The 23,271-nt window shown below is 45.5% G+C and carries 25 protein-coding genes; 9 read left to right on the top strand and 16 right to left on the bottom strand.

Going from position 1 to position 23,271, the window contains the following annotated elements:
- Positions 1-47: 47 nt before the first annotated feature.
- Both A1359_RS17650 and pta read right to left on the bottom strand, forming a co-directional pair.
- Complete coding sequence (locus A1359_RS17650) at positions 48-584, bottom strand: DUF2380 domain-containing protein (RefSeq protein WP_066986301.1); 537 nt, start codon at positions 582-584, stop codon at positions 48-50.
- Entirely contained in the window at positions 584-2,707 is a 2,124-nt protein-coding gene (pta, locus tag A1359_RS17645; protein WP_066986297.1) for a phosphate acetyltransferase, read from the bottom strand. Before pta ends, A1359_RS17650 begins: the two co-directional genes overlap by 1 nt.
- Positions 2,708-2,932: 225 nt before the next feature.
- Between pta and A1359_RS17640 the strand changes: the two genes are divergently transcribed.
- The 7 genes from A1359_RS17640 to lipA all read left to right on the top strand — a co-directional run bounded on the left by A1359_RS17640 (position 2,933) and on the right by lipA (position 8,077).
- Positions 2,933-3,577, top strand: a complete 645-nt coding sequence (locus tag A1359_RS17640; protein ID WP_066986294.1) for an FHA domain-containing protein — start codon at positions 2,933-2,935, stop codon at positions 3,575-3,577.
- A gap of 319 nt (positions 3,578-3,896) precedes the next feature.
- The gene (locus A1359_RS17635; protein ID WP_066986291.1) at positions 3,897-4,106 is read left to right on the top strand and encodes a hypothetical protein; all 210 of its coding nucleotides are present in this window, start codon (positions 3,897-3,899) and stop codon (positions 4,104-4,106) included.
- A 135-nt stretch (positions 4,107-4,241) separates the two neighbouring features.
- A complete protein-coding gene (locus A1359_RS17630) occupies positions 4,242-5,402 on the top strand; it encodes a D-alanyl-D-alanine carboxypeptidase family protein (RefSeq protein ID WP_066986343.1) in 1,161 nt (386 codons plus the stop codon).
- Positions 5,402-6,241, top strand: a complete 840-nt coding sequence (locus A1359_RS17625; protein WP_066986289.1) for an aminotransferase class IV — start codon at positions 5,402-5,404, stop codon at positions 6,239-6,241. The genes A1359_RS17630 and A1359_RS17625 overlap by 1 nt, the downstream gene beginning before the upstream one ends.
- On the top strand, positions 6,238-6,504 hold the full coding sequence (locus A1359_RS17620; protein ID WP_066986286.1) for a YbeD family protein: 267 nt from the start codon (positions 6,238-6,240) through the stop codon (positions 6,502-6,504). Before A1359_RS17625 ends, A1359_RS17620 begins: the two co-directional genes overlap by 4 nt.
- A gap of 5 nt (positions 6,505-6,509) precedes the next feature.
- Complete coding sequence (gene lipB, locus A1359_RS17615) at positions 6,510-7,124, top strand: lipoyl(octanoyl) transferase LipB (RefSeq protein ID WP_066986283.1); 615 nt, start codon at positions 6,510-6,512, stop codon at positions 7,122-7,124.
- Entirely contained in the window at positions 7,121-8,077 is a 957-nt protein-coding gene (lipA, locus tag A1359_RS17610) for a lipoyl synthase (RefSeq protein WP_066986279.1), read from the top strand. The genes lipB and lipA overlap by 4 nt, the downstream gene beginning before the upstream one ends.
- A 325-nt stretch (positions 8,078-8,402) precedes the next feature.
- On the opposite strand, the gene A1359_RS17605 is transcribed toward lipA, so the two are convergent.
- The 5 genes from A1359_RS17605 to A1359_RS23505 are packed head-to-tail and all read right to left on the bottom strand — an operon-like array spanning position 8,403 to position 10,981.
- On the bottom strand, positions 8,403-8,801 hold the full coding sequence (locus A1359_RS17605) for a hypothetical protein (protein WP_066986276.1): 399 nt from the start codon (positions 8,799-8,801) through the stop codon (positions 8,403-8,405).
- Positions 8,798-9,589, bottom strand: a complete 792-nt coding sequence (locus tag A1359_RS17600) for a PulJ/GspJ family protein (protein WP_066986274.1) — start codon at positions 9,587-9,589, stop codon at positions 8,798-8,800. The genes A1359_RS17605 and A1359_RS17600 overlap by 4 nt, the downstream gene beginning before the upstream one ends.
- 1 nt (position 9,590) lies before the next feature.
- Positions 9,591-10,034, bottom strand: a complete 444-nt coding sequence (locus tag A1359_RS17595; protein WP_066986271.1) for a type IV pilus modification PilV family protein — start codon at positions 10,032-10,034, stop codon at positions 9,591-9,593.
- Entirely contained in the window at positions 10,018-10,500 is a 483-nt protein-coding gene (locus A1359_RS23510; RefSeq protein ID WP_198159395.1) for a pilus assembly FimT family protein, read from the bottom strand. The genes A1359_RS17595 and A1359_RS23510 overlap by 17 nt, the downstream gene beginning before the upstream one ends.
- 55 nt (positions 10,501-10,555) lie before the next feature.
- Positions 10,556-10,981, bottom strand: a complete 426-nt coding sequence (locus A1359_RS23505; protein WP_269747943.1) for a pilus assembly FimT family protein — start codon at positions 10,979-10,981, stop codon at positions 10,556-10,558.
- Between the two features lie 159 nt (positions 10,982-11,140).
- Between A1359_RS23505 and A1359_RS22555 the strand changes: the two genes are divergently transcribed.
- Positions 11,141-11,371 (top strand): hypothetical protein, encoded by a 231-nt coding sequence (locus A1359_RS22555; RefSeq protein ID WP_157200591.1) that lies wholly within the window; start codon positions 11,141-11,143, stop codon positions 11,369-11,371.
- 186 nt (positions 11,372-11,557) lie between these two features.
- Complete coding sequence (locus A1359_RS17580) at positions 11,558-13,933, top strand: DUF6701 domain-containing protein (protein WP_157200590.1); 2,376 nt, start codon at positions 11,558-11,560, stop codon at positions 13,931-13,933.
- Positions 13,934-14,070: 137 nt separating this feature from the next.
- Here A1359_RS17580 and A1359_RS17575 read toward each other — a convergent pair whose 3' ends face one another.
- From A1359_RS17575 to A1359_RS17535, 9 genes are all read right to left on the bottom strand, one after another.
- On the bottom strand, positions 14,071-15,294 hold the full coding sequence (locus tag A1359_RS17575; RefSeq protein ID WP_066986263.1) for a type II secretion system F family protein: 1,224 nt from the start codon (positions 15,292-15,294) through the stop codon (positions 14,071-14,073).
- Positions 15,295-16,989 (bottom strand): GspE/PulE family protein, encoded by a 1,695-nt coding sequence (locus A1359_RS17570; RefSeq protein ID WP_066986260.1) that lies wholly within the window; start codon positions 16,987-16,989, stop codon positions 15,295-15,297.
- Between the two features lie 7 nt (positions 16,990-16,996).
- The gene (locus A1359_RS17565) at positions 16,997-18,085 is read right to left on the bottom strand and encodes a tetratricopeptide repeat protein (protein WP_066986257.1); all 1,089 of its coding nucleotides are present in this window, start codon (positions 18,083-18,085) and stop codon (positions 16,997-16,999) included.
- Positions 18,082-18,990, bottom strand: coding sequence for an ExeA family protein (locus tag A1359_RS17560; protein ID WP_066986254.1), 909 nt, complete (start codon positions 18,988-18,990; stop codon positions 18,082-18,084). Before A1359_RS17560 ends, A1359_RS17565 begins: the two co-directional genes overlap by 4 nt.
- Before the next feature lie 16 nt (positions 18,991-19,006).
- Positions 19,007-20,596 carry a pilus (MSHA type) biogenesis protein MshL gene (gene mshL / locus A1359_RS17555; RefSeq protein WP_198159394.1) on the bottom strand — a complete coding sequence of 530 codons (1,590 nt, stop codon included), beginning with the start codon at positions 20,594-20,596 and terminating at the stop codon, positions 19,007-19,009.
- Positions 20,597-20,687: 91 nt separating this feature from the next.
- Positions 20,688-21,017: a hypothetical protein gene (locus A1359_RS17550; protein WP_066986248.1), complete on the bottom strand. Its 330-nt coding sequence runs from the start codon at positions 21,015-21,017 to the stop codon at positions 20,688-20,690.
- Positions 21,010-21,657: a hypothetical protein gene (locus A1359_RS17545; RefSeq protein ID WP_066986245.1), complete on the bottom strand. Its 648-nt coding sequence runs from the start codon at positions 21,655-21,657 to the stop codon at positions 21,010-21,012. Before A1359_RS17545 ends, A1359_RS17550 begins: the two co-directional genes overlap by 8 nt.
- Complete coding sequence (locus A1359_RS17540) at positions 21,647-22,267, bottom strand: hypothetical protein (RefSeq protein ID WP_066986242.1); 621 nt, start codon at positions 22,265-22,267, stop codon at positions 21,647-21,649. The genes A1359_RS17545 and A1359_RS17540 overlap by 11 nt, the downstream gene beginning before the upstream one ends.
- Positions 22,264-23,229 (bottom strand): type IV pilus biogenesis protein PilM, encoded by a 966-nt coding sequence (locus A1359_RS17535; RefSeq protein WP_066986239.1) that lies wholly within the window; start codon positions 23,227-23,229, stop codon positions 22,264-22,266. Before A1359_RS17535 ends, A1359_RS17540 begins: the two co-directional genes overlap by 4 nt.
- Positions 23,230-23,271 lie beyond the last annotated feature (42 nt).

The raw sequence follows: 23,271 nt of genomic DNA, 5'->3' as shown, positions 1-23,271 counted from the left end.
CGGCAGCCATTTCATCATGTCTTCATAGTTTTCATGATAAAAAGTGATTAAGGTTTTACGACTTTTAATTTGCCTGGTGGTGGCGGTGTGTAGCGATTATCCAAACTATTATCGATTTTATCCGCCAGGCTTTCTATGGCTTTAATTACCAGCTCTGCGTTAGGGCCTTTGGATTCTGTAATAAATTTGCCTACCAGCTTTTGATCACTAACCCGCACCAAATTGCCCATAACGTAAGCAAATAAAAAGCTGGGTTTGTGTAATCGCCCCACTAAAACGTAGTCGGCATCAAATTTTTCACCCAGCTGTGCAGCCACATCGGCATGATCAAATAAATAACCCACACCGCTGTTGGCTGATTGTTGTGCCTGGGTTGGAATATCGACAATCTGATAACCTGCAGAGGCTAATTCGCCAGCCAGCAAGGGTTTTATGGAGGCTGTGCGTTGAATCTCGGCGGCTACGCCAGGCTTTAGAGTTAAATCTTTTAGTTCGAAATCCAAAATAGCCAGGCGGGGCGCAGCATACAGGCTAAAGCTTGCCAAGCTCAGTAAAAATATAAGTATAAGAGTTCGATTTTTCATTATTTTTCGCTTTCTTGCGCCTGTATAGCGGTAATGATGACGGTATTCACAATATCAGGCACGCTGCAGCCACGACTCAAATCATTGACAGGTTTATTCAGGCCTTGGAGTACGGGACCGACCGCAATAGCGCCTGACGAACGTTGTACCGCTTTGTAGGTGTTATTGCCCGTATTAAGGTCAGGGAAGATAAATACACTGGCTTGGCCGGCTACTTTGCTACCGGGTAATTTGGTTTTGGCGACACCAGAATCAACCGCCGCATCGTATTGCATGGGGCCTTCCAAAATTAAATCCGGCCGTTGGCTATGCGCAATCTTCACAGCTTTGCGAACTTTGTCTACCGCCTCGCCCTTGCCTGAATCGCCTGTTGAATAGGACAACATGGCTACCCGTGGTTCTATATTGAACATTCTTGCCGTATCAGCGGCACTGATGGCAATATCGGCCAATTCCTGTGCGTTCGGGTTGGGGTTGACCGCGCAGTCGCCATATACCAGAACCCGATCTTCCATACACATAAAAAACACGCTGGATACGATGGATGCGCCAGGTTTGGTTTTAATAATTTCAAATGCTGGACGTATGGTGTGCTGGGTTGAATGTACTGCACCGGAAACCATGCCATCGGCAAAGCCCAGATGTATCATTAGCGTGCCGAAATAGCTGACATCCGCCATCAAATCAAAGGCCGTGTCGTAAATAATGTTTTTATGTTTGCGAGCTTCGTAATATGCTTGGGCAAACAGTGGGCGTAGTTCGGATGTAATTGGGTCGATGATATCAACATCCTTTAATTTCAGGGCCATGGACTGGATCTTTTGGCGTATTTCGGCTTCGTTACCCAATAAGGTGATTTTCACCACATCGCGTAGCAAAAGAATTTCTGCCGCCCTCAAAATGCGATCCTCAGAGCCTTCCGGTAATACGATGTGTTGTTTTTTTGCCTTGGCGCGTTGTAATAAATCGTATTCGAACATCAACGGCGTCATTTTGTGCGTAAGCTTGTTCATCAGGGATTGGCGAAGCTCGTTCATATTAATATTGCTTTCTACCAATCCTAATGCTTTGGCAATCTTTCTGTCATCTTGCGAATGTAAACGGGCAGTGATTTGGCTTACCTGCAGGGCGGTGGTAAAGGTGTCTGAATCTACACCCATGACAGCAAAGGGCAAGTCGCCAAGCCCATCAATAAGAGATTTAACCTGTGGGCCAGGTTCTTGGTGGCCTGTCAGTAACAAGCCGGAAATTTGTGGGTAGTTGGTTGAATGATAGGTTAGCAAGCTTGCGAGAATGATGTCGGCACGATCACCCGGAGTGATGATCAGGTCACCACTCTGTACGTAATCCAAAAAATCCGGTACTAGCATGGCTGCAACTTTGTAGTGGTAAACCTCACGCCCAAGTGCATTGAGATCGCTGGTAAACATTTTTGCCCCTAAGGCAAGAGCGATGTTGCCGATGGTGGGCTTTTCCAGAGAGGGTACGGCCGGTATTGTATAAACCGGAAAATCAGTCTGGTGGTTTAAGATTTCTCTTAGTGCTTCAATTTGTTTAGGATTTACACTATTTATAATCACAGCCAGTACATCGTTATCGTGTTCGTGCAAATCATGCTTTAAGCGGGCAAGGTTGTTTAGAATTTGCAAGTTGTCTTGGTCTGCGCCTTGCATGATCGGCATCATCAGACAATTCAGGTTGTTGGCAACATCGGCGTTAAAATCAAATTCAAACATGGAGTCGCCATGCCGATAATCGGAACCCATACACAACACATAGTCGCACTGGGCTTTTAGGGCGCGATATTTCGCCAGGATGATTTTATGTAATTCGTCATATTGTTCACTAGCCAGCAATTCTTTGGCTTGATCGCTTTTACAGCCATACATGGCTTCGTAAGGCAGTTCCAATTGGTAGCGATGAGTAACAAATTCAATTAAGTCATCTTTTTTATCGCCGGCTTGAATAATAGGTCGAAGAAAACCAATTTTACCGGCATGACCAATCAGCATTTCCATCATCGCCAACATAATGATGGATTTACCGCTGTTGCGGTCGGTGCCGGTAATATAGATGTTTTGCGAGATTAACGATGCTTGTTTGCTGTCGACTGGAGAATTCATATTTGTCTATTGTCTATTTTGATGGGGCTGATTTTACTTTAAATGCATTTCGATAATAGTGGTATTCAAATTTTTACAGGATAATAACGGGCAACAAAAATCAAGTGGAATTAGATTAAAATGCTGCTCAATTTTGAGAAATGGCAAATAGTTTTTGATTAATCAGCAAGCTTCTTCATAACGTCTATACTACAATCCGGTCGCAGGGACTTTTAGATTATATCAATGGCAAAATTTACTGTTTACTTTAAAGATAAACCTATCCAGTCAGCTATTTATGATGCTGGTGCGGTTCATATTGGACGAGACGATAGCAACGAATTAGTAGTTGATAGCCTAGCTGTAGCCCCGGCACATGCGGTAGTGGTGGTTAAAGAAGCTGGTTGCATCATCAAGCAATTGAATGAAAAGTTTCCCTTATTGGTTAATAATCAAGCTACCAAGGAACATAATTTACAGAATAATGATGTCATCAATGTTGGTAAGCATTATATTGTTTACACTAAGACAGAATCATTTATAGACACGCCTCAATCTGTTCTGCCAAACATCTCCCAAGATGTTGATGTTATTGCTCTTAATGCAATGTTGGATCAGGTGGAAAAACAACCCGAAGCTAATTTACAGGTGATGGATGGCCTACATATAGGTCGCATATTGCCTCTAAAAAAGGCTATGACTCGCTTGGGGCGTGATGGTGCTGGTGTGGTGGTGATCGCCAGGCGCAAAGATGGCTATTACGTCTCTGCGCTACAAGGTCACGATGGTTTGAGTGTCAATAAACAACCATTAGACGATCAAACACTTTTGCTAAAAAATAATGATATTATCGAAGTAGACAAGATCCCAATGTTGTTTTTTATACAGTAAATTTTGCGCCAAATTTCAAATTTCAACACCTTTGCCCTATCTGATACCATTTTTTTAACAAAACCCTTCAACATATTGATTTTCATCGCACAATTTATTTCTCTGTTTTACGGCACGCTGGATAAGTAATCTCAACACAATTGCCAAAACGCTACAATTCCACAACTAAGCTCTGATTTCATAAGTCAGCGGCAATTCTTGATGACGTTATTTTGCCGCCAGCTTTATGGAATAGCATAAGTCTATGTTTTTTATCTTAAATTAAGACTTGCGCACAATATATGCTTAGCAGTAAATATATTGCGTAGGAGACAAGATCATGAAAACCTCATATCAAGAAGAAACAAAGTTGGTGCATGCGGCATTTTTGGATGCCTTGAGTGGTGAATTTATTGCCCGTACCGGTTGTGGCGCGTACGTTTTTTTAAATCCATTCGATATTCATGTGATGTTTAAAGACTATTTGAAACACAATACGCCGATTCGAGAATATGTGCGACAAAGTGTAAAAGTCCATGTATCGGCTTGAGCCCAAGCCCAGCTTATTGGCTACATTGGCTGCTATTTAAATCAGCAGCCAATGTAGGAGTTTCAAGTGGCTTTTCTTAGCTGCCCGGTACAGTGTTACAATGACGGCTTCCAGAACGACTTTCGAATTGTAATCATGATGTTATCTCTCCGTTCGACAATCAGCCTATTTATTGGGTTGTTTTTGTTTTTGGCCGTACAGAGTCTACAAGCTGCCGGCCCCATTTTCATTCCCGCTGCACCTAGTATTGCTGGCACCAGTTTTTACTTGATGGATTTTGACAGTAGTCGCATTCTGGCTGAAAAAGATCCAGATAAACGGGTTTCACCGGCCAGCTTGACCAAAATTATGACGGTCTATGTGATTTTCCGTGAACTTAAATCAGGCAATCTGACTCTGGATGAAAAAGTCACCATCAGCCAAAACGCCTGGCAAACCGGTGGTTCCAAAATGTTTGTCGAAGTCAACAAACAAGTGGCTGTTGAAGATTTACTTCAGGGTGTCATTATTCAGTCCGGCAATGATGCCAGCGTGGCGTTAGCCGAGCATGTCGCGGGCAGTGAACAGACTTTTGCTCACATGATGAATGAACAGGCGTCTAGGATAGGCATGGCAAACAGCCATTTCGAAAACAGCACCGGCTTACCCAATCCCAACCATTACAGCAGCGCACGCGACCTGGCTTTGCTGACTCAGGCTTTGATCAAAGAATTTCCTGAATACTACCGTTGGGATAAAGAAAAAGAGTTTACTTATAACAATATTACCCAGAAAAATCGCAACCAGTTGTTATGGCGCGATGATACCGTCGATGGCGTAAAAACCGGTTATACCGACGATGCCGGATACTGCATGGTGGCTTCTGCCAAACGTGAGGATATGCGTCTGATTTCGGTCGTCATGGGTACTGCCAGTCCGAACGCGCGAGCCAACGAAAGTCAGTCTTTATTAAATTATGGTTTCCGTTTCTTTGAAACCCATAAATTATATGACGCTGGCACTGCACTCACAGAAGCACAGGTCAGAAAAGGGGAAACCTCAAAATTGTCTGTTGGTGTTGCGGAAGATGTATATGTTACTGTAGCTCGTAAACACTACAATGAACTCAAAGCTGAAACCCAATTGGATAAAGCCATCGTTGCCCCTATTGCTAAAGGCGATACCGTTGGCAGTTTGAATGTCAGTTTGGCCGATGAAATTGTGCTGACTAAACCTTTGGTCGCCATGAATGACGTGGCTGAAGGCGGCATCTTTCGACGCTTGTATGATGCAGTACTTGTTTTCCTGGAGAAGTAATGTCTGACACTGTGTATTTAAACGGCGAATATTTGCCACTAGCAGATGCCAAAGTATCGGTTTTAGATCGCGGTTTTTTGTTTGGTGATGGTGTCTATGAAGTGATACCAGTTTATGCAGGACGTTTGTTTCGCTTTGAAGATCATGTCGTGCGTCTCAACAACAGCTTGAGCGGCATTCGACTGGACTTAATTAAGTCTGCGGCGGAATGGCAGGCCATATTTCAGCCCATGCTGGATAGCAGCAAGGATCAATACATCTATTTGCAGATCACCCGTGGCTACGCGCCCAAACGCGATCATGGGTTTCCTGAGCCAATAGTGCCCACTGTATTTGCCATGTGCTCGGACATCAAGCCATTTGCCGGCAGAGTTAGCGGCGTCAAAGCCGTCACACTGGATGATACTCGCTGGCAGATGTGCCATATCAAAGCCACGGCTTTGCTGGCTCATTTGTTGTTACGCCAGGAAGCTTTGGATCAGGATTGCGCCGAAGCCATATTGGTCAAAAACGGTTACGTCACTGAAGGCGCTGCCAGTAATTTGTTTGTGGTGATTGACGATGAATTGATTACCCCGTCCAAAAGTAACGAAATATTGCCGGGCATTACCCGCGATGTGATTTTGGAGCTGGCGAAAACCAATCAAATACCGTACCGGGAAGATGTGATTGCTCTGGAAGCCCTGGAAAACGCCAGCGAGATCTGGGTGACCAGTTCTACCCGTGAAATAGTGCCGGTAATCGAATTGGATGGCAAAATGGTTGGCATCGGTAAGCCCGGACCGGTTTATCAAAAAATGGACCAAGTATTTCAAGCCTATAAACAATCCTTAGCATGAGCGAAACAGAAAGTCTTTTAGAATTTCCCTGTCAGTTTGCGATTAAAGCGATGGGTAAAACCAGCGCTGATTTCGATGCCGTTGTAGTGGAAATCGTGCGTCGGCATGCAGGCGATATCCTCGAAGGCGCAGTCACTTCTCGCCCCAGTAAAGCCGGCACTTATACGTCGGTTACCGTAATGATAGAAGCGACCAGTCGCGCACAGCTTGACGCCATTTATCAGGGTTTAACGGATCACCCTGATGTCTTAATGGCGTTGTAAAAACCATGAGCGGGCAAACTGTGCTCAGGCAATTGGGTTTGCAGGATTACCAAACTGTCTGGCACAGCATGCAACAATTTACTGCTGAGCGAACGCCTGAAACGATCGATGAAATCTGGATTACTGAACATTCACCGGTTTACACGCTGGGTTTAAACGGCAAACACGAACATGTGTTACACGCTGGCGATATTCCAGTGCTGGAAACCGACCGTGGTGGGCAGGTGACCTATCACGGCCCCGGACAATTGGTGGTGTATTTTTTAATGGATTTACGTCGCTTGGCTATGGGGCCCAGACAAGCAGTGACATTGCTGGAAAACGCCATGGTAAATACCCTGAGTCAATATGGGGTTAGTGCTCAGGCCAGAGCCGATGCGCCTGGTGTTTATGTCGAAGGCAAAAAAATCGGTGCGCTGGGGCTTAGGATCAAGCGCGGTTGCAGTTATCATGGCTTAAGCCTGAATAATGACATGGACCTGACGCCTTTTCAGCACATCAATCCCTGCGGTTATGCCGGTTTGCAGGTGACCCAATTGGCCGATTTTGGCATCAACATACATACACCTGAACTGGCGGTTCCGCTGGTTCATCACCTTATCAAGGCCATTGAATCATGAAGCTAAATGCACCGTCACGCACTACGCCTGAGACGCATCAACGTAATGCCGACAAATTGTCGCGGATTCCTGTCAAAGTCGAAAAACCGGAAACCATCCTACGTAAGCCCGACTGGATAAGAATCAGGCTACCATCAGGCGACAAGGTTAATCAGATTAAGCAATCATTGCGGGAAAATCGCTTACATACCGTCTGTGAAGAAGCCGCCTGCCCGAATCTGGGCGAATGTTTTAGTCATGGTACAGCCACTTTTATGATCATGGGTGATTTATGTACCCGTCGCTGCCCGTTCTGCGATGTGGCTCATGGCAAACCGCAAGCTTTGGATGCAGAAGAACCCAATAACCTAGCCAGCACTATTGCAGCGATGGCTTTGAAATATGTCGTGGTGACATCGGTCAATCGTGACGACTTGCGTGATGGCGGGGCAGGGCACTTTGCCGCCTGTATAGCCGCGATTCGGCAGCAGTCTCCGAGTACGACCATCGAAATTTTGACGCCGGATTTTCGTGGCCGGATGGATACGGCGCTCAAGATTTTGCAAAATCAACCTTGTGATGTGTTTAATCACAATTTAGAAACTGTGCCACGGTTGTATCTGGAAGCGCGACCGGGCGCAGATTATCAAACTTCATTGCAATTATTGCAGCATCACAAACAATTACTGCCCAAAGTGCCGACAAAATCAGGTTTAATGCTCGGCATAGGCGAAACCGAGTCCGAGGTCGTGCAGGTGTTGAAGGATTTACTGGCTCACGGTTGCAGCATGCTGACCTTGGGTCAATATCTGCAGCCCAGTAAGGAGCATTTGGCGGTAAAAGAATATATCCATCCGGATCAATTCAAGCGCTATGCCGAAATTGCCCAAGCATTGGGCTTTCAACAAGTTGCCAGTGCACCACTCGTGCGCTCGTCTTATCATGCCGATCTACAAGCGGCTGAGATTGTTTAATTTGCTTTCTTGTTTTGGCCTGATATGCGACAAATTGTCGCATCTTTTCTGGACGTGGCAAATTTATGTTGTTACAATGGACACACCTTGAATAAGGTAGATAAGAGTGGAAAGAGTCATATCTTTCTAAATGAGGAGAGGAAGGAAAGCGACCGTTAACACGGTAAAACAATAACAATAATTGCAAAAAATTAACCCGCCATTTTGATAAAGGACGGGCGTCCAACCAATAATAAAAAAAATCAATAATAACAACAGGACGAAGCCCACACTATGTGGGCTTTTTTATGTCATATCAAAATACGATGCTAATAAAGCGCAATCCTTACTGAGTGATGGATACCTCAAGTTCTCTTGCCACATATTCGCTGCTGCTGTAGCTACCAAACTGACTGAGCGCATTGATCCGATACACCGTTGGATTTTGATCGGCTTCTGAGTAACTTTGACTGCTGCAGCTTAAGCGCACGCTAAAACCATTCAAACCGTTAAAACTCATAGCAGTTTGTGCGTTAATATCCGCACAATTACCGCCATTGCTGATACGCGCAATACCCCATTCGATACCTGCATGTGCCGCCTGATAAGCCCTTGCACCCAACAAGGTCTGATTAAACGTGCTGAGTTGCACGCCAGCCATACGCACCATATAACTACCTAACAAGCCCAGCACTACCAGCACAAAAATGGCCATGACAATGGAAAATCCCCGTTGTGTTTTCATGGCGCATTATCCACATGCACTTGCTGGATCAAGCGATTCGATTCGCCGGCGCTATCGGTTAAGGTTATTTGTAACGTAACCATACCTGAGCGGTTGGCGGTGGCTGATGTGTAAGAGAATACACAGGCGCTAACTTGATTGACTTGTAGTTGGCCGTTAGCACCGCTGGGTGGATTGGATTGTGTGCTGGTAATGTTGTAACCATCATAGCGTAGCAATTGTCCGCTGCTTAAGTCGCAGCGATAGGTGATCGGGGTGTCGACGATAAAAAACCGTTGCTGCGGTGATTGCAAAGGAAATTTTTTACTGGCCGATAAAGTAATCGAACTGGTCGTTGAGGTATTGCTAACCATTGCGCGATTATCACCGACATAGGCATCGGCCGAGGGTTGGCCCAGATTGTAAATGACTATACTGCCTGTCGGTTTGTTGCTCAGGTTGCCAATTACATCAAAGCTATTGTCGCTGCTGGTAAAGTCCAGAATATTGCCGCTGCCATTACTGGCCAGCTTGGCTCGATAACGCCCGCCATCATTGGTGTGTAAAAGTTCCAGCACTGTGCCGCCGCCGGTGATGCGTATGCTGTTGGGTAAGGCGCGGCGAATGTCGCGTTGCATCAAACGCATGGCCGATTCGGCATTGTCGACCAAGGTGGTGCGGCGCTGTAAATCCAGATAGCTACGAATGGGTAGAGTAATGATGTCTGTGGTCATTGATGCCAGAATGCCGACAATCACAATTACGCTAATCAGTTCAATTAAAGTAAAACCTTGCTGACGTTGGTACATGTTAATAGTCTGCCTTGTAGCCAACCAAGCTTAAATTACTCACGCCGAGACCGGATACACTGACGGTAATTTGTTTGGCATTAACGCTACCCGCCAAGACAGTTGGTGCTGCTACTGAAACTGATACAGTGTATTGGTTTAAATTCGTGATGGCAGTGCCTTGTTGATCATGCGCACCGTTGTCGAGCAAATTATTATAGTCATCGACATCGTCAAAATCGGCTCGATTGGTACTCGTGTTGCCACTGTAATTTTGTAGCAGTATTTCTTCCAGATAAGACTCGGCAATCGCAATGGCTTGTTGGTTTACCAGCGGGTCGGCACTATGGCTGACGGTCAGATTAATCACCGCTAAAATGCCGACCAGGGCTACGCTGATTATCACCATAGTCAAAATCAATTCAACCAAGGTGACGCCGTGTTGTTTTTTAAGGCGAACTGTCATACACAAAACCAGTGTTTTGCACTACAGTGATTTGTCCGTTGCCGACCGCTATAGTTGCCCCGCTTGAAGCCGTGCCTCTTGCATTGAAATAAACCGTGGTGTCACTTGTAGCAACACCGGACTGGCTACCTTGATAATTAGCTTCGCCGGTACCGGGTCGTGTGACCGCTAGTGTGAAATTTTTAGCGTTAGTTGAGTTGCATAAACTGCGATCACTGGCACTAGGACGTTTTAATTCAAACTGATTGCCAGTAATAGTGAACTGCACATTGCAACTGGTTGCTACCGCCAGTTTTTGCGCGTAGCGGATTGCGTTTAAGGTGTCGTCAAAAAAGCCACGTTGTTGATAAGTGGATGCATCAAAAAAACGCGGCAGAGCGGTGGCAGATAGAATACCCAACACCACAATCACCATGACTAATTCGATTAAGGTAAAACCTGGGGATTGCCTATAACATCGATTCACTGCTATTAATTATTGGATTTAAGTGGGTGGCTTGACCCCAATGTATTAATAAAAATTAACAGCCATCTATGACCTTGGAGATATTGCCTTTGGAATCGTAACTTACATAACACTTTTCCCGAAGTTCGAAAGTAACAATTGAGTCACTGTAAGTAGGCTTAAAGTCTGCGCTAAGTTCGATAGCCTGTCCAATGCCTGCCTTGTCTGCGGTTGGCAAGCCTGCAATGGTTGTGTCTGTACTAACTGTAACCGTTGTGCCGTCGCTTAGCGTAACAGGTGAAGCTTGCCTAACCAAATAAGCAGACTTAACAATTGCAACAGCACTTCTGACAGAACCTTCTAATCCTGAAAGACTGGCAACTCTTGCATCTTTGCCTAAATCTACAAATTTTGGCAACGCGGTTGCGGCCAAAATCCCTAAAATCACAATTACCATGACCAATTCGATCATCGTAAAACCCTTTTGATTTTGAGTGTTCACTTGTTTCACCTATAGCTTGAGTTAGTAACGAGAAAGTGGCCTCGGTGAGAAACCGAGAGTGAGTTTAGACTATACTGTGTTTTTAGTCATTTCTGATTGAAAATATTCATTTGAAAGCCCTAATTTACAGCCTATTGCGAACTACCTCAGACACTTAACATGAGTATTAGAAAATTTATATTTTGCGATATTTGCAATCCACAAGCCCTTAGATCTATCGAATTTCGTCGGGCGCCACGCACTAGTGAACGTAATGGTCGGCGGCTGAGTGATGGTCGGGCTTGGTTTGAAGGTGAGCTAGGGGTTGCAATCAAGGCCGGGTGGATTTGTACCTCTGATGGGCAACATGTTTGTCCAGTCTGTCAGGATACGGCTAAATCTATCGATTGAAATTGGAGGCAATAGGTGACTGTTTCGCCGTCCGTTCAACTAAAAATAATGTGGTGTCGACTAACATTTTGCTTTGTTGCCATTTATTCAGCTCCATTAATTGCAACCACCTATTCGGTTATTCCCTATCCGTTCAATTGGGTCGATGCTACAGCCCACATCAAAATTGGTCCTACGACTGGGGGAGTGTATTCTTCCATATATAAGTTTACAAATAGTGGTGATTGCGGCACTAGTCCGCCAATTCTCGATGACACCATTAGTGATCCAATTCCACTGGGTTTTACTTTCAAATATGGCAGTAAAAGCTTCACCAGCGTCAGAGTGATGAGTAATGGTCGATTACAATTTGACAACAACACCTGCGGTTTTGGTAGTCCTGTGACCCAACTCCCTTACCCTGTTTCTAGCTTGCAATACAGCATGAGAATCTATGGTAATGACATGGATCCGACCATGAAATCCGAGGCGAGTGGCTATTCCACTAACTGCACTAGTCGAAGTAGTTGTTATGTCAGTTACAGCAGTGATGGTAGTTCCCCAAATAGACGCTTTATTGTAACTTGGAACAATGTACCCGAATGGGCAGCCGCCAGTTCAGCCACTGGCAGTTATAACCTACAGCTCATAGTGTATGAAAACGGTGAGTTTCTTTATCAATATGGTAATAGTTCCCCTGGTCCCAGTGCAAAGCTGGGCCAAATCGGTTGGGAGGTCGATACAACTGACTATGCGGTTGCCGGCACGGGGTTTCCGGCAGATCAAAGTGCGCTTTTGTTTTATATCCCAAACAGTGGTTCCATGAAACCAGGTGCATTCAATGCTTTTGATACCTCAACCTGGAGCGGTTCGACCGTCGGGGTTATACAGACTAAAGTTGCAGGTACACCCTTTACGCTGGATGTAGTAGCCTTAAACGCCATACCGTCTGTGTTAACGACCTTTACCGGTGCTGTTAAAGTTGAAATAGTCGATACCAATAGCGCTGCTTCCTGTTCTGCAATGACTGTTATTCAAACTATAACCTCAAGTTATACTTTTAAATCAACCGATAATGGCAGGCATACTTTCTCAGCAATTAATCAAGCCAATAGCTATCCAAATCTGCAAGTCCGCATTGCCTACCCCGCCACTAACCCAACAAGTTATACTTGTTCTACTGACCAATTCGCCATACGTCCCAGTTATTTTGGATTTGTGGCTAGCGATAATGATTGGTCGACCGCTGGAGTCGCTAGAAATTTGAATGCTGTTACAGTCAGTGCAACTCCAACCCATAAAGCCGGACAGCCACTGACTTTGACTATCAAGCCTTACAATAGTCTGGGGGCGGTAACCAACCAATATAATGGCTCACCTATCCTCGCAGTGACCTGCGTTCTGCCGGTGTCTAATTGCATATCTGGAACCTTTAATGTCGGAACCTTCAGCAGCAGCGGTGGTGTTTCGACATCCAATACAGCTAGTTATAACGAAGTGGGCGCAGTTAGTGTGACCGTGACCGATAGCACTTTTGCGCAGATTGATGCGTCTGATGGTACATCGGCCAGTAATCGCACGATTACTTCAGCAGCATCTAATGTGGGCCGTTTCGTGCCAGATCATTTTGATGTTAATTTGAATTCTCCGTTATTTACATCCAGTTGTGGGACGTTTAGCTATATAGGACAACCCATCAAATATGCGACCAGACCTGTTGTCTCCGTCACTGCAAAAAACTCAGACAATGTCATCACCCAAAATTATAAGAGCGACTTATGGAAAATTAATCCGACACATGTTACTTACGGTATTACACCCAGTTATAGTGAAGCCACTCAGCCATTGACAGTATTAAATACTAATTCGCCAGTATTGGTCGATAATGGCAATGGCAGCGGCACACTGAGTTTTGCCGATACCACTAGCAATATTTTGGCCGTAACGCGCTCCAATCCTATTGTGCCATTTAATGCCGAAATTGCCATGAGCTTTAACTTGCAAGATACCGATGCTGTGACGGTGGCCAATATCAATGGTTTTGCAGCCACTAATCCAGTCCGTTTTGGTACGACTAGTGTCGGAAATGGCATCGGTTTTAGTAGTGGTAATAAAGGTATACGCTGGGGTCGGATGTCCATGCAGAATAGTTTTGGTTCGGAGCTCTTGCCATTAGCGCTGCCTTTGTTCAGCGAATATTTCAACGGCAGCAGTTTTTTACTTAATAATGTCGATAATTGCACTACCCTGACTTTGAGCAGTCAGTTGATGCTCAGTAATCCTGTTACTGCTAATGGAGCGGCCAAGCCGGGAAATACAGTAATGACGATTACGCCTTCAGGAACATCACAAGCAACTTTAACCCATTCAACATTGGTTGCCGGTGATGCAGGTTTGAGTTTTAGTGCGCCCGGCAGCGGCAACACCGGCTATATCGATATCAATGCCAATTTTAGTAGTTTACCTTGGTTACTGTTTGATTGGGATCATGACGGCAACCAAAATAATTCACCTGCTGCCAGGGCTAATTTTGGTATCTACAAAGGCAACAGTAAACAAATTTATTGGCGGGAAGTGTATTAGTCTGAATTTTTGATCAAGCAGACTTTAAGCCGGATGGGTTTTGTAAACCCGTCCGTAACGTTTTGTGTCACCCAAGCCCTGCTTCAGACATCAAATGTAAGCAACGGGGTTATAAATCCCGTCGCGCCGAGTTGTTGTTAACGATGCACATTGGTCGACAAATCCCACATCGGTAGAAAAATGCCTAATGCCAGCCCTAGTACCATCACACCAATAATGATGATCAAAAAAGGTTCGATGGCGCTGGAGAGGTTTTTTAATTCCATACCCACTTCGCCTTCGTAAAAATCCGCTACTTCCTCCAACATTTCAGCGATGTTACCGGATTCCTCGCCGACCATAATCATCTGAATCACCAGCGGTGGGAATAAGCCGATACTTTTAGCCATGCGGCTGATACTGTCGCCTTTTTCGATGCCGATGCGCATTTTTTGCAATTTAGCGCCGATGTATTCGTTGCCAACAGCTTTGGCGACGACGGCAATTCCCTGAATTAACGGCACACCTGCACTAAGCGTCATGGCAAATGAACGCGAAAAACGTTCCATGGTGCCGCGTTGGATGATGCTGCCTATCACCGGAATTTTGAGCTGTAATTTATGCCAATGTTGCAGTCCGCTGGCTGTTTGCAGATATTTTGAAACCACTAAGCCCATAGCAAACAAACCAGCCAATATGTGCGGCCAGTAATGCACAGTAAAGTCAGAAATACCCATCAGTAATTGGGTTTGCCAGGGAAGTTGAGCGCCCATTTTGTCGAAAACACCCTTAAAAGCCGGGATGACATAAATGTTGACGATGATCATGGCAATAGTGATAGCAAAAATGACCATCGTTGGATAGCGTAAGGCCGATTTTATGCGGGTTTGGGTTTCTTTTTCCCGCTCCAGGTAATGACTTATTTGGAAAAACGCCTGCTCCAGTCCTCCAGTGGTTTCACCCACATTGATGATGCTAATCAGGAGCAAGGGAAAAATCTTGTCATGTTGCGACATGGCTTGCGATAACGATTGGCCCGATTCCAGCTGCCGACTGATATTCGTCAAAGCCTGTTTTAACGCCATGTTGCGACAAGATTCGGTTAGGCTGTTGATGGCCCGACTTAAAGGCACACCGGCTTTGGTCAGACTGTACATTTGCCGACTGAATAGCATTAAGTCGTTAATATTCAGTTCGCGTAGGGCATTCCAGGAGGCAAACTGTTGCAATAGATCAATTTTATTGGCAGCTGGCTGAATACTGATTGGAATTAAGCCACGGTTGTTGAGAGTTTGTGCGGCCATTTGCATGCTTTGCGCATCCAGTCTGCCGTCGATGAGTTTACCGTTACTGTCGCGGGCCTTATAGCTAAAGTTTGGCATTTAGGCTCCGGAAATCCGAATCAATTCATCCAGCGTGGTAACCCCTTGTTTGACTAGGGCTAAGGCTTGTTCGGCAAAGGATTTAAAGCCTGGCGTAGCATAAGCGGCAGCGGTGAAGACAGCGGTATCGCTTCGGCGTAAGGCATCCAGGGTTTCATGGCGCATTTCCAGTAATTCGTAGACACCTATGCGACCTTTATAACCGGTGTGATTACAGTATTGGCAACCCATACCCTGTTTAAAAGCCAGGCTTGCCGCTTTAAGATTAAAGGTCTTTTCCAGCCAGATCAGCTGGCCTTCATCCAGTTGGGTGGTATCGGTACAGCGGTCGCAGATTTTTCTGACTAAACGTTGCGCGATGATGACTTTCAAGGCGCTGGCCAAAATATAACCTTCTATCCCCATGTCCAAAAGTCGGGTAGCGGTTTCTACCGAGCCATTCGTGTGTAATGTGGAAAATACCAAATGGCCGGTGATGGCGGCTCGTACGGCGATATCGGCAGTTTCGCGGTCGCGTATCTCGCCGACTAATATAACATCCGGATCTTGCCGTAAAGCAGAGCGCAACACGCCGGCAAACGTCAGACCAACTTTTTCATTGACTTGTACCTGATTGACGCGGGGCAGGGTGTACTCAACAGGGTCTTCGGCAGTAATGATTTTAGTATGCGGTTCGTTGACAGCCGACAAGGCTGCATACAGAGTGGTGGTTTTTCCACTGCCGGTTGGACCGGTAACTAAAATCAAGCCATGCGGATTAAGAATATGGGTTTTGAAATGCTGCAGTAACTCAGCCGGCATACCCAGATGGTTCAGATCCATCAAACCTTGTGATTGATCCAGCAGCCGCATTACCAGCGATTCGCCGTTTTTAATCGGCAATGTGGAAAGTCGAATATCCAGTGCTTTATTTTTGACCCGAATACTGAACCGGCCATCTTGCGGTAAGCGTTTTTCAGAGATATTCAAGCCGCTCATTAACTTTAAACGTACTACCAGGGCGGGGGCAATATTGATATTGTCGAGTACCTGCTCGTTTAAAACGCCGTCCACACGTAGCCGGATACGTAATACTTTTTCGTCAGGTTCTATATGAATGTCAGAGGCGTTAGCTTGTACTGCATCTTCAAAAATCGATTGCAGCAACTTGACTACCGGGGCATCGTTAACTTCACTACTGGCTAGCAGGCTAGTGAAATCAAAATTATGCTCGGATAACTCATCGCTTAATTGATCAGCCAGATTGCTGATTTCCTCAGTGCGGCGATAAGCTTGGTCGATAGCGTTGAGTAGATCAGCTTCCCGCACCACAGCCTGACGGATACGTTTTTTTAGTGCTCGACTGATTTCATCCAGACTCATCAGATCAGTGGGGTCAGCCATTGCTAGCAGCACATCGTTATCGCTACTTTCCAACAACATGACCCGAAAGCGGCGAGCTAAATTTTCCGGCAGCTCTCGGCAAATCTCCGGTTTGCGTTTGTACTGGGCAATATCCAAAAATGGAATTTGCAGTTGGCGGGAAAGAAAATTCAGTAAATCGGTTTCGTTGATGTAGTTAAGATCAATTAGGGTGCGACCGAGTTTTCGGCCGGTTTTTTTCTGTTCTGCCAATGCCGTCATCAGTTGTTCGTGGGTAATGATGCGGTGTTGGACCAACAGGTCGCCGATTCGAATTCTTTTTTGCGGTTCCATGGGATATTTAATTCAGGCTGGTGAGACGCTGTTTAATATAGTCGACAACTTGGCTGTTTAAGGTATTTATATTTAATGCTTGCCGGTAAGACATAATCGCAGTTTGATTGTGATGTAAGTTTTCCGCACAAATCCCCAGGCCCAGCCAGTGCTCAGCCTTATCCGGCTGAATTTGAGTCAACTTTTGGTAAATCGCCGCTGCTTTTTGATATTGCTGTTGTTGCTGGTAAGCGGCGGCTAACAGGGATAAATAAGTCGGTTCGTTAATTTGACTGCTATCCACCCGTTCCAGCGTGGCGATGGCTGCGGCAATCTGTTTACGTTGAATCTGACTATGGGCTTGAGTGGTGATGAACGCCAAATGATTGGGAAACAGTTGCAGGCTTTCTTGTAAAAAAATATCCAGTTCCGCTGAGGAGTTGGATTTCAATAGCGTTTGCAACAATAAATTTCGGGCCGATAAATCTTGTGGATCAATAGCCAGCAAGTCTTTTAGAATTTCTTTGCGCATCAGTAACGAGTTGCTGTTTTGCGCTTGACGGTAAAGTGCTTGGGTATTAGATTCGGGGCTCTTTATAGTTAATGGTGTTTGTCTTTTTTGCTTTTGGGTTTTATTAGCAAAAACAGGATCTTTCGCCGGTTTAGCTGGCTTGTTAGCGGCTATTGGCGTTAACGCTTGGGCAGTTTCAACAGCGTCACTTGTTTGCATGTCGTGGGTTGTAGTCGGCGCCTGAGTGATTTCGGCAAGGCCGGTTGGCTGCTGCACAGGTACCAGCTCAGCGTCTGAATTTGTCCTATCTTCAGTCGGAGCAGGGCTGATTTGAATATCGTCATCAGGCTTAGTCAGCTCGATATTATCGGGTTGTTGTTTTACAGGGACTTCAGTACTTTTGACAATGATGGACGTTGAAGGCTGTTTGATGGCTTGATAAGCAAAAAAAACAACGGCTAAAGCTACTAACGCTATCCATAGAAACTTTGTATTTTTGCCGGTTTTAGGGGACAGCGGTAATTGTATATTTAGCGGTTGGCCGGCATTGAGTTTGTTGGGTTTGCGTTGTTCCAGATCACGCAACATCTGGTTGATTAAACTCATAACGATAAGGTGAGCGACAGATAAAAAACAATGCCGCCTATCAGCAGCAAAATTCCTAAAAGTGCCGGACGAAAACCTAATAGCCGCCAACGCATGCGGGTGGCATCGGTATCCTGGGCGGCTAATTGCACTTGTTGCCAGCCGATTTTGCTGAGGCCTTTGCCATAGGCTGCCAACATGGCTTTATTGGTGAGGATATTCAACAGACGGGGAATGCCGCGACTGAAAAAATAAAGCCCGGCGACACTCAAGGGCGGTAATAGATCGGTATGGCTGTTACCGGCAATCTGCAATCGATGCAGCAGATAATCTTTGACCTGTGCATGGTTCAGCGATTTAAGTGTGTAACTGAAGGTAATGCGCTGGCGTAATTGGCGAATCGATTTTTTTTGTAAGACCTGATCCAGTTCAGCTTGTCCGAATAACACAATCTGCAATAGTTTTTGTTTTTCGGTTTCCAGATTGGTCAGCAAGCGAAGCGCTTCCAGCGTTTCCAGCGGCATGGCTTGTGCCTCATCGATGATTAAAACTATGCGTTGCGCCTGAGTCGCCGCATGAATTAGATAGTCGTTGAGATGCGTCAGAATGCGACTTTGTCCGCTGCTCCGGTTGTATTTTATCCCTAGTTCATCCGCTATAGCCTTAAACAAAGCCGCGGGTGATAAATGCGGGTTGGCAATATAGGCGGTAACAAAAGGCGAGGGTAATTCATTGAGCAGTTTGCGGCATAACAATGTCTTGCCGGCTCCCACAGGCCCAGTGATTTTGATAAAACCTTCGCCACTTTGCAGTGCAATCAATAATACGTTCAATGCTTCCCGGTGTGTCGGCAGGTCGCAAAAAAACTCGGTGTCCGGCGTTAGATTAAAAGGAAGCTGGCTTAAGCCGAAATGTTGCAGATACATGGCAAAACTATCCGGATTATTTCCACAACTGATGTTTTTCTAATTGTTCCATTCGCTGACGACTGTCTTTGATGGGCGCTTGCCAATCGTTATTGTCAGTAATAACAGTGGGTTTCAATAAAATCACCAGTTCTGTTTTTGTGCCATTGCCTTCGTCTTCACGAAATGCATGACCCAAATAAGGGATACGGGAAAATAGGGAAACACCTTTTTGATTTTCATCACGGGTTTCCTGCATCAAGCCACCAATGACAATAATCTGCCCATTCTCGGCATGCACGATGCTGTCGGATTCGCGCATGGTGTTGAGTGCCATCGGAATACTGTTCTCCTGGCCGTTAATGGCAAAATCTTTAGTTTGATTTTCTACCCGGGTAATGGACGGGTGAATATGCAGTGTGATGTTTTTGTCATCGGCAATTTGCGGCGTTACATCCAGAGCAATACCGGAGAAAAATGGCGTCCAGGTAATGTCTTGGGTAATTGTAGTGGTGGCGGCTGACGAGTTGTTATTGGATGAAACATCGGTGATGAAATATTCATCCTGACCGACTTTGATGACGGCTTTTTGGTTGTTTAAAGTCGAGATGCGTGGACTGGACAGAATGTTGGTTTTACCTTGACCTTCCATCAATTGAATGAAGGCATAAAAATCACCGGAGCTGACGCCAATCGTGAAGATATCCATGGTTTGTCTTACGGCAGCAGGCAAAGGGTTGCTAGCGGTTAAGAAGGCCTCGCCGCCTTGACGGACAACGCTGGCCCAATTGACACCATCTTGATGCTCATCATTCAGGATGATTTCCAGAATTTTAGCTTCAATAATGACTTGGCGACCAATCTGGCTTTGTGTGCTGGCGATGAGTTTTTCCGCTTCCCGCATTTGAGTAGGGTTGGCGCTAACCACCACAATACCGGTCTGTTTATTGATAACGACTTTGCTGCCGGTTTGGGGATTGCTTAATTCACTGTCATTGCCGGGGTTAACATCAACAATCGCCGCCAGCGATTGCTGTAATTCATCCCAAAAATCGGTTTTGGAGGTGGTAGTTATCCAACTGCCGGAAGAGGTATTGTTGCTGGCGTTGCTGTTCTGGCTTTGATTTTGGTTTTGATATTGGTTGTTTTGACCTGACTGGTTTGAATTGTTGCTACCGTTGCTGATTTGACCGGATGATACGCGGGTATTGGAATGGCCTTCGCGTTGTAAATCGATACGGTCGATTTTAAATATTTTGGTTTGCAGGCTGGCCGGGTAAATAATGTAACCGATGTCGGTTTTGTTGTAATCGTAACCATAAACCTTTTGTACGGCGCTGAGTACTTGGTCCACAGTGACATTTTTTAATTCCAGAGAAATCGGCCCGCTGACTTCAGGGTGAACCACCATATTTTCCTGGCTATCGATCACCAGACTCATAAAAAACTCGCGGGCATCCAGTTCATGCACGGAAATATTAAACGTAGCAGGTCCGCTGGGGTAGGATTCGTTTAGCAAGTTGGGGTTAAAGCTGGGGATCAATGCATCCGTTACGACTGCAGGCGGGTTCGGTTCGGGTACTGATGACGAAAGCGCAGAATTAGGCGGATAAATAGTATCCGTCATGGGCGCGCGCGGCGGCATTGTATCGCAGGCTGCGAGCAAAAAAAGCAAACTGATACTGAGTGAAAGTATAAATTGATGGATTGGTTTCATATCAGCGGGTTTTTAAAGAGGGAACCAGGTAAAGTTTTTTGTTGACGTTGCGCTGTCTGATCAGAACATACCGTGGCTGAATGCTGAGTATACGCGTGTCGTTATTAAATTGTTGTCCGGTCTTGACTGTGACACCATTGATGATGGCATGCCTGCCTGAATCGGAAATTAAGATAGCGGTTAAATCTAATGCCAGGTCAGGGTTTTGTTGCGGCACCGAGCTTGCTTGCGCAGCTGGCAGATTACCGGGTAGCGTCGGATCGCGGTATCCGGCATCCACATTAAATGCAGCCGGTAGTGCGCAAAAGATTAGCCATTTAAGTTTATGCACCAAGCAAGTCCTTTTCGAAACTTAAGGTATAGACCTGGATACGGGTTTCTGCCTGTGGATAGGCCTTGACCTGATAGTCTATGCTGTCCCAATGAATGAGCCAGGGCAGGTTTTCCAGCGATTTTAGGTAAGCTACGGTACTAAAAAAGTCGCCCTGTACGGTCAATTTCATAGCATGTTTATAAACCCAGATAGTCTGCTGATCTGGCTGAGCGAGGTCACCAAAAGGGCTGGCAGGCAAAGTCTCCAATGCTATCAGTTTTAAGTTGCCTTGCTGTTTTAACATGTCACGCAGGGCGTTACTCATGAATTGCGGTGGCACAAATTTTTTCTCGCCGGCTCCCAATTGCGTTTGCATATTGCTGATTGACGCCTGTAATGCTGACAATTTTTGCTGTTTGCTTTTTTGTGGATCGTTGCTGTCGGCCAACTGTTGTATCAATTGCTGTTGATTTAACAAATTGTTTTCCAGTGTTGTAATCTCTGTTTTTAGGCCGGTCTGGGTGCTTTGCAAGGATTGATTGATAAGATTGTCCCACAGCGCCCACAGCAAAACGATAACGGCAGCAACCGTCATCAGTTTTTCGCGTGGATTTAAGTCGTCAAAACGCTGCTGCAATTGCTCAAGGCTAATTGTCATCTTTATCCTCGGTATCGGGCTTAAGACTGGAACTGACACTAAAATCAATCTGCTCCGGGGCATTATCTGATTGTTGCATGTTAAGTCGGGCAAAGCTTCTGCTCTTGAAAGCGGAAGTGGTTTGCAAGCGTTGCAGCAACAATGGGATAGGCTGGGGTTGAAAGCTGCTGCCGTATAAACTGATGTCGTTGCTGATAGTGTTGATTTTAATCCGGCTTAACCAAGCTGAGCTGTCGGCTTGTTCGGCCAAAGCACTGAGGTAATGAGAAAACCCCCGGGTCTGGTCTTGTTGCGTGTCTGTAAGCAATTCCATAATACGTGACAAATTTTGGTAGCGAGTTTGCGCTTGCTGAATTTCCTGATCAAGCAGAGCGTCGTTTTGTGGATTAGGAAGCTGCGATTGTAGCGTTAATAATTCTGTAGTGGCCTGTTGCAGTTGATTTTGCAGTAGCTGACGATTAGATTGCTGCGTAGCAATCTGATACCAGCTTAATCCGCTGCTGATGAGTAAAAGCATGACGCTGGCGATAAGCACTAGTAAATAATGATTGAGGTTTGATTGTGACCTCGTATCGATATTGTCATGATACAGATTGATTTGCTGAATCATACGACACCCTCGATCAAACGCCGCAGGCTAGCGCCAATAACTGGGGCGCAGGCATTTTGCAAAGCATCAGTAAGTATCATCTCGCCTTCGACAATCGCTGATAAATCCAGGGCTCTGGCGGTGATGCCGTGACGGGTCATCAGGTTACTGACAATGGACTCAGTACGATGGGGCACTAAAAGTACCGCCAGACTGCTGATGGGCGGAATGCCATAATAGTTTTCCACATAATCCAGCGAACGTTGAATTTCCAGTGCCAACGTGTCCTGTTCCATCAAAATTTGGGGCTCGCTATCAAAGCTATTGTCGATCAAGCGGTTATAGCCCATGTCAAACCGCCGCGATAAATATAGGATGCCGGCTTGTTGAATGATGATGTGTCCACTAGTGGGTTGTAAATTGAGTACTGCAACGCCACGTTCGCTTTCCGGTAATAGAGTGGCGAGATTGCGTAAAGCCATTTCCTGGATTTCCACCACAGCGACCTTGAGGCCAGCTTGCTGACAGATTTGCACAAAAGGATTAATCACTGATTGATTACCGCTAATAACCTCTATCATGGGTGTACTGTTAGCCCGATTAGATTTTGGTAGTGGGTAATAATCGATAAATGCTTGTTCGACTGGATAATCCAGTATATCAGCAATGCGCCAACGCACAGCCTGCCTCATTTCATGTTGGTCAACTTTTAACGCCTCAGTGCCAAAGCTGCGGTATTGATCTGGATTCAATAAAACATGGCAAGCGTAATTTTCCAGTCGGTAATTGGCGATAATCTCTTTTAGCGTGGTTGACCATTGCTGTTGAGGTAGGTCTATGAAGGCACAAAACAATAAGTGTGGGCGATTGTTTTCGTTATAGCGCGTGACTGCAATGCTGAAGCCTGCAGTCAGAAAACTAATGGCAACTATGCCTTCTAGGATTTGCGGTGTTTTGTTAAAAATATTCTGCAGAAAGCGCACGATAGTAAACAGGTGACAGCGGTAATGGCCTAAAGTCTATAC

It is taken from the genome of Methylomonas lenta (assembly GCF_001644015.1).
Classification (GTDB): Bacteria; Pseudomonadota; Gammaproteobacteria; order Methylococcales; family Methylomonadaceae; genus Methylomonas; species Methylomonas lenta.
This window is presented reverse-complemented; position numbering and strand designations above follow the sequence as displayed.

What these genes read in the sequence shown, in the direction of transcription:
- A1359_RS17650 (WP_066986301.1), bottom strand. Translation starts at nt 584, where the DNA reads ATGAAAAATCGAACTCTTATACTTATATTTTTACTGAGCTTGGCAAGC.
- pta (WP_066986297.1), bottom strand. Translation starts at nt 2,707, where the DNA reads ATGAATTCTCCAGTCGACAGCAAACAAGCATCGTTAATCTCGCAAAAC.
- A1359_RS17640 (WP_066986294.1), top strand. Translation starts at nt 2,933, where the DNA reads ATGGCAAAATTTACTGTTTACTTTAAAGATAAACCTATCCAGTCAGCT.
- A1359_RS17635 (WP_066986291.1), top strand. Translation starts at nt 3,897, where the DNA reads ATGAAAACCTCATATCAAGAAGAAACAAAGTTGGTGCATGCGGCATTT.
- A1359_RS17630 (WP_066986343.1), top strand. Translation starts at nt 4,242, where the DNA reads ATGATGTTATCTCTCCGTTCGACAATCAGCCTATTTATTGGGTTGTTT.
- A1359_RS17625 (WP_066986289.1), top strand. Translation starts at nt 5,402, where the DNA reads ATGTCTGACACTGTGTATTTAAACGGCGAATATTTGCCACTAGCAGAT.
- A1359_RS17620 (WP_066986286.1), top strand. Translation starts at nt 6,238, where the DNA reads ATGAGCGAAACAGAAAGTCTTTTAGAATTTCCCTGTCAGTTTGCGATT.
- lipB (WP_066986283.1), top strand. Translation starts at nt 6,510, where the DNA reads ATGAGCGGGCAAACTGTGCTCAGGCAATTGGGTTTGCAGGATTACCAA.
- lipA (WP_066986279.1), top strand. Translation starts at nt 7,121, where the DNA reads ATGAAGCTAAATGCACCGTCACGCACTACGCCTGAGACGCATCAACGT.
- A1359_RS17605 (WP_066986276.1), bottom strand. Translation starts at nt 8,801, where the DNA reads ATGAAAACACAACGGGGATTTTCCATTGTCATGGCCATTTTTGTGCTG.
- A1359_RS17600 (WP_066986274.1), bottom strand. Translation starts at nt 9,589, where the DNA reads ATGTACCAACGTCAGCAAGGTTTTACTTTAATTGAACTGATTAGCGTA.
- A1359_RS17595 (WP_066986271.1), bottom strand. Translation starts at nt 10,034, where the DNA reads ATGACAGTTCGCCTTAAAAAACAACACGGCGTCACCTTGGTTGAATTG.
- A1359_RS22555 (WP_157200591.1), top strand. Translation starts at nt 11,141, where the DNA reads ATGAGTATTAGAAAATTTATATTTTGCGATATTTGCAATCCACAAGCC.
- A1359_RS17575 (WP_066986263.1), bottom strand. Translation starts at nt 15,294, where the DNA reads ATGCCAAACTTTAGCTATAAGGCCCGCGACAGTAACGGTAAACTCATC.
- A1359_RS17570 (WP_066986260.1), bottom strand. Translation starts at nt 16,989, where the DNA reads ATGGAACCGCAAAAAAGAATTCGAATCGGCGACCTGTTGGTCCAACAC.
- A1359_RS17565 (WP_066986257.1), bottom strand. Translation starts at nt 18,085, where the DNA reads ATGAGTTTAATCAACCAGATGTTGCGTGATCTGGAACAACGCAAACCC.
- A1359_RS17560 (WP_066986254.1), bottom strand. Translation starts at nt 18,990, where the DNA reads ATGTATCTGCAACATTTCGGCTTAAGCCAGCTTCCTTTTAATCTAACG.
- mshL (WP_198159394.1), bottom strand. Translation starts at nt 20,596, where the DNA reads ATGACGGATACTATTTATCCGCCTAATTCTGCGCTTTCGTCATCAGTA.
- A1359_RS17545 (WP_066986245.1), bottom strand. Translation starts at nt 21,657, where the DNA reads ATGACAATTAGCCTTGAGCAATTGCAGCAGCGTTTTGACGACTTAAAT.
- A1359_RS17540 (WP_066986242.1), bottom strand. Translation starts at nt 22,267, where the DNA reads ATGATTCAGCAAATCAATCTGTATCATGACAATATCGATACGAGGTCA.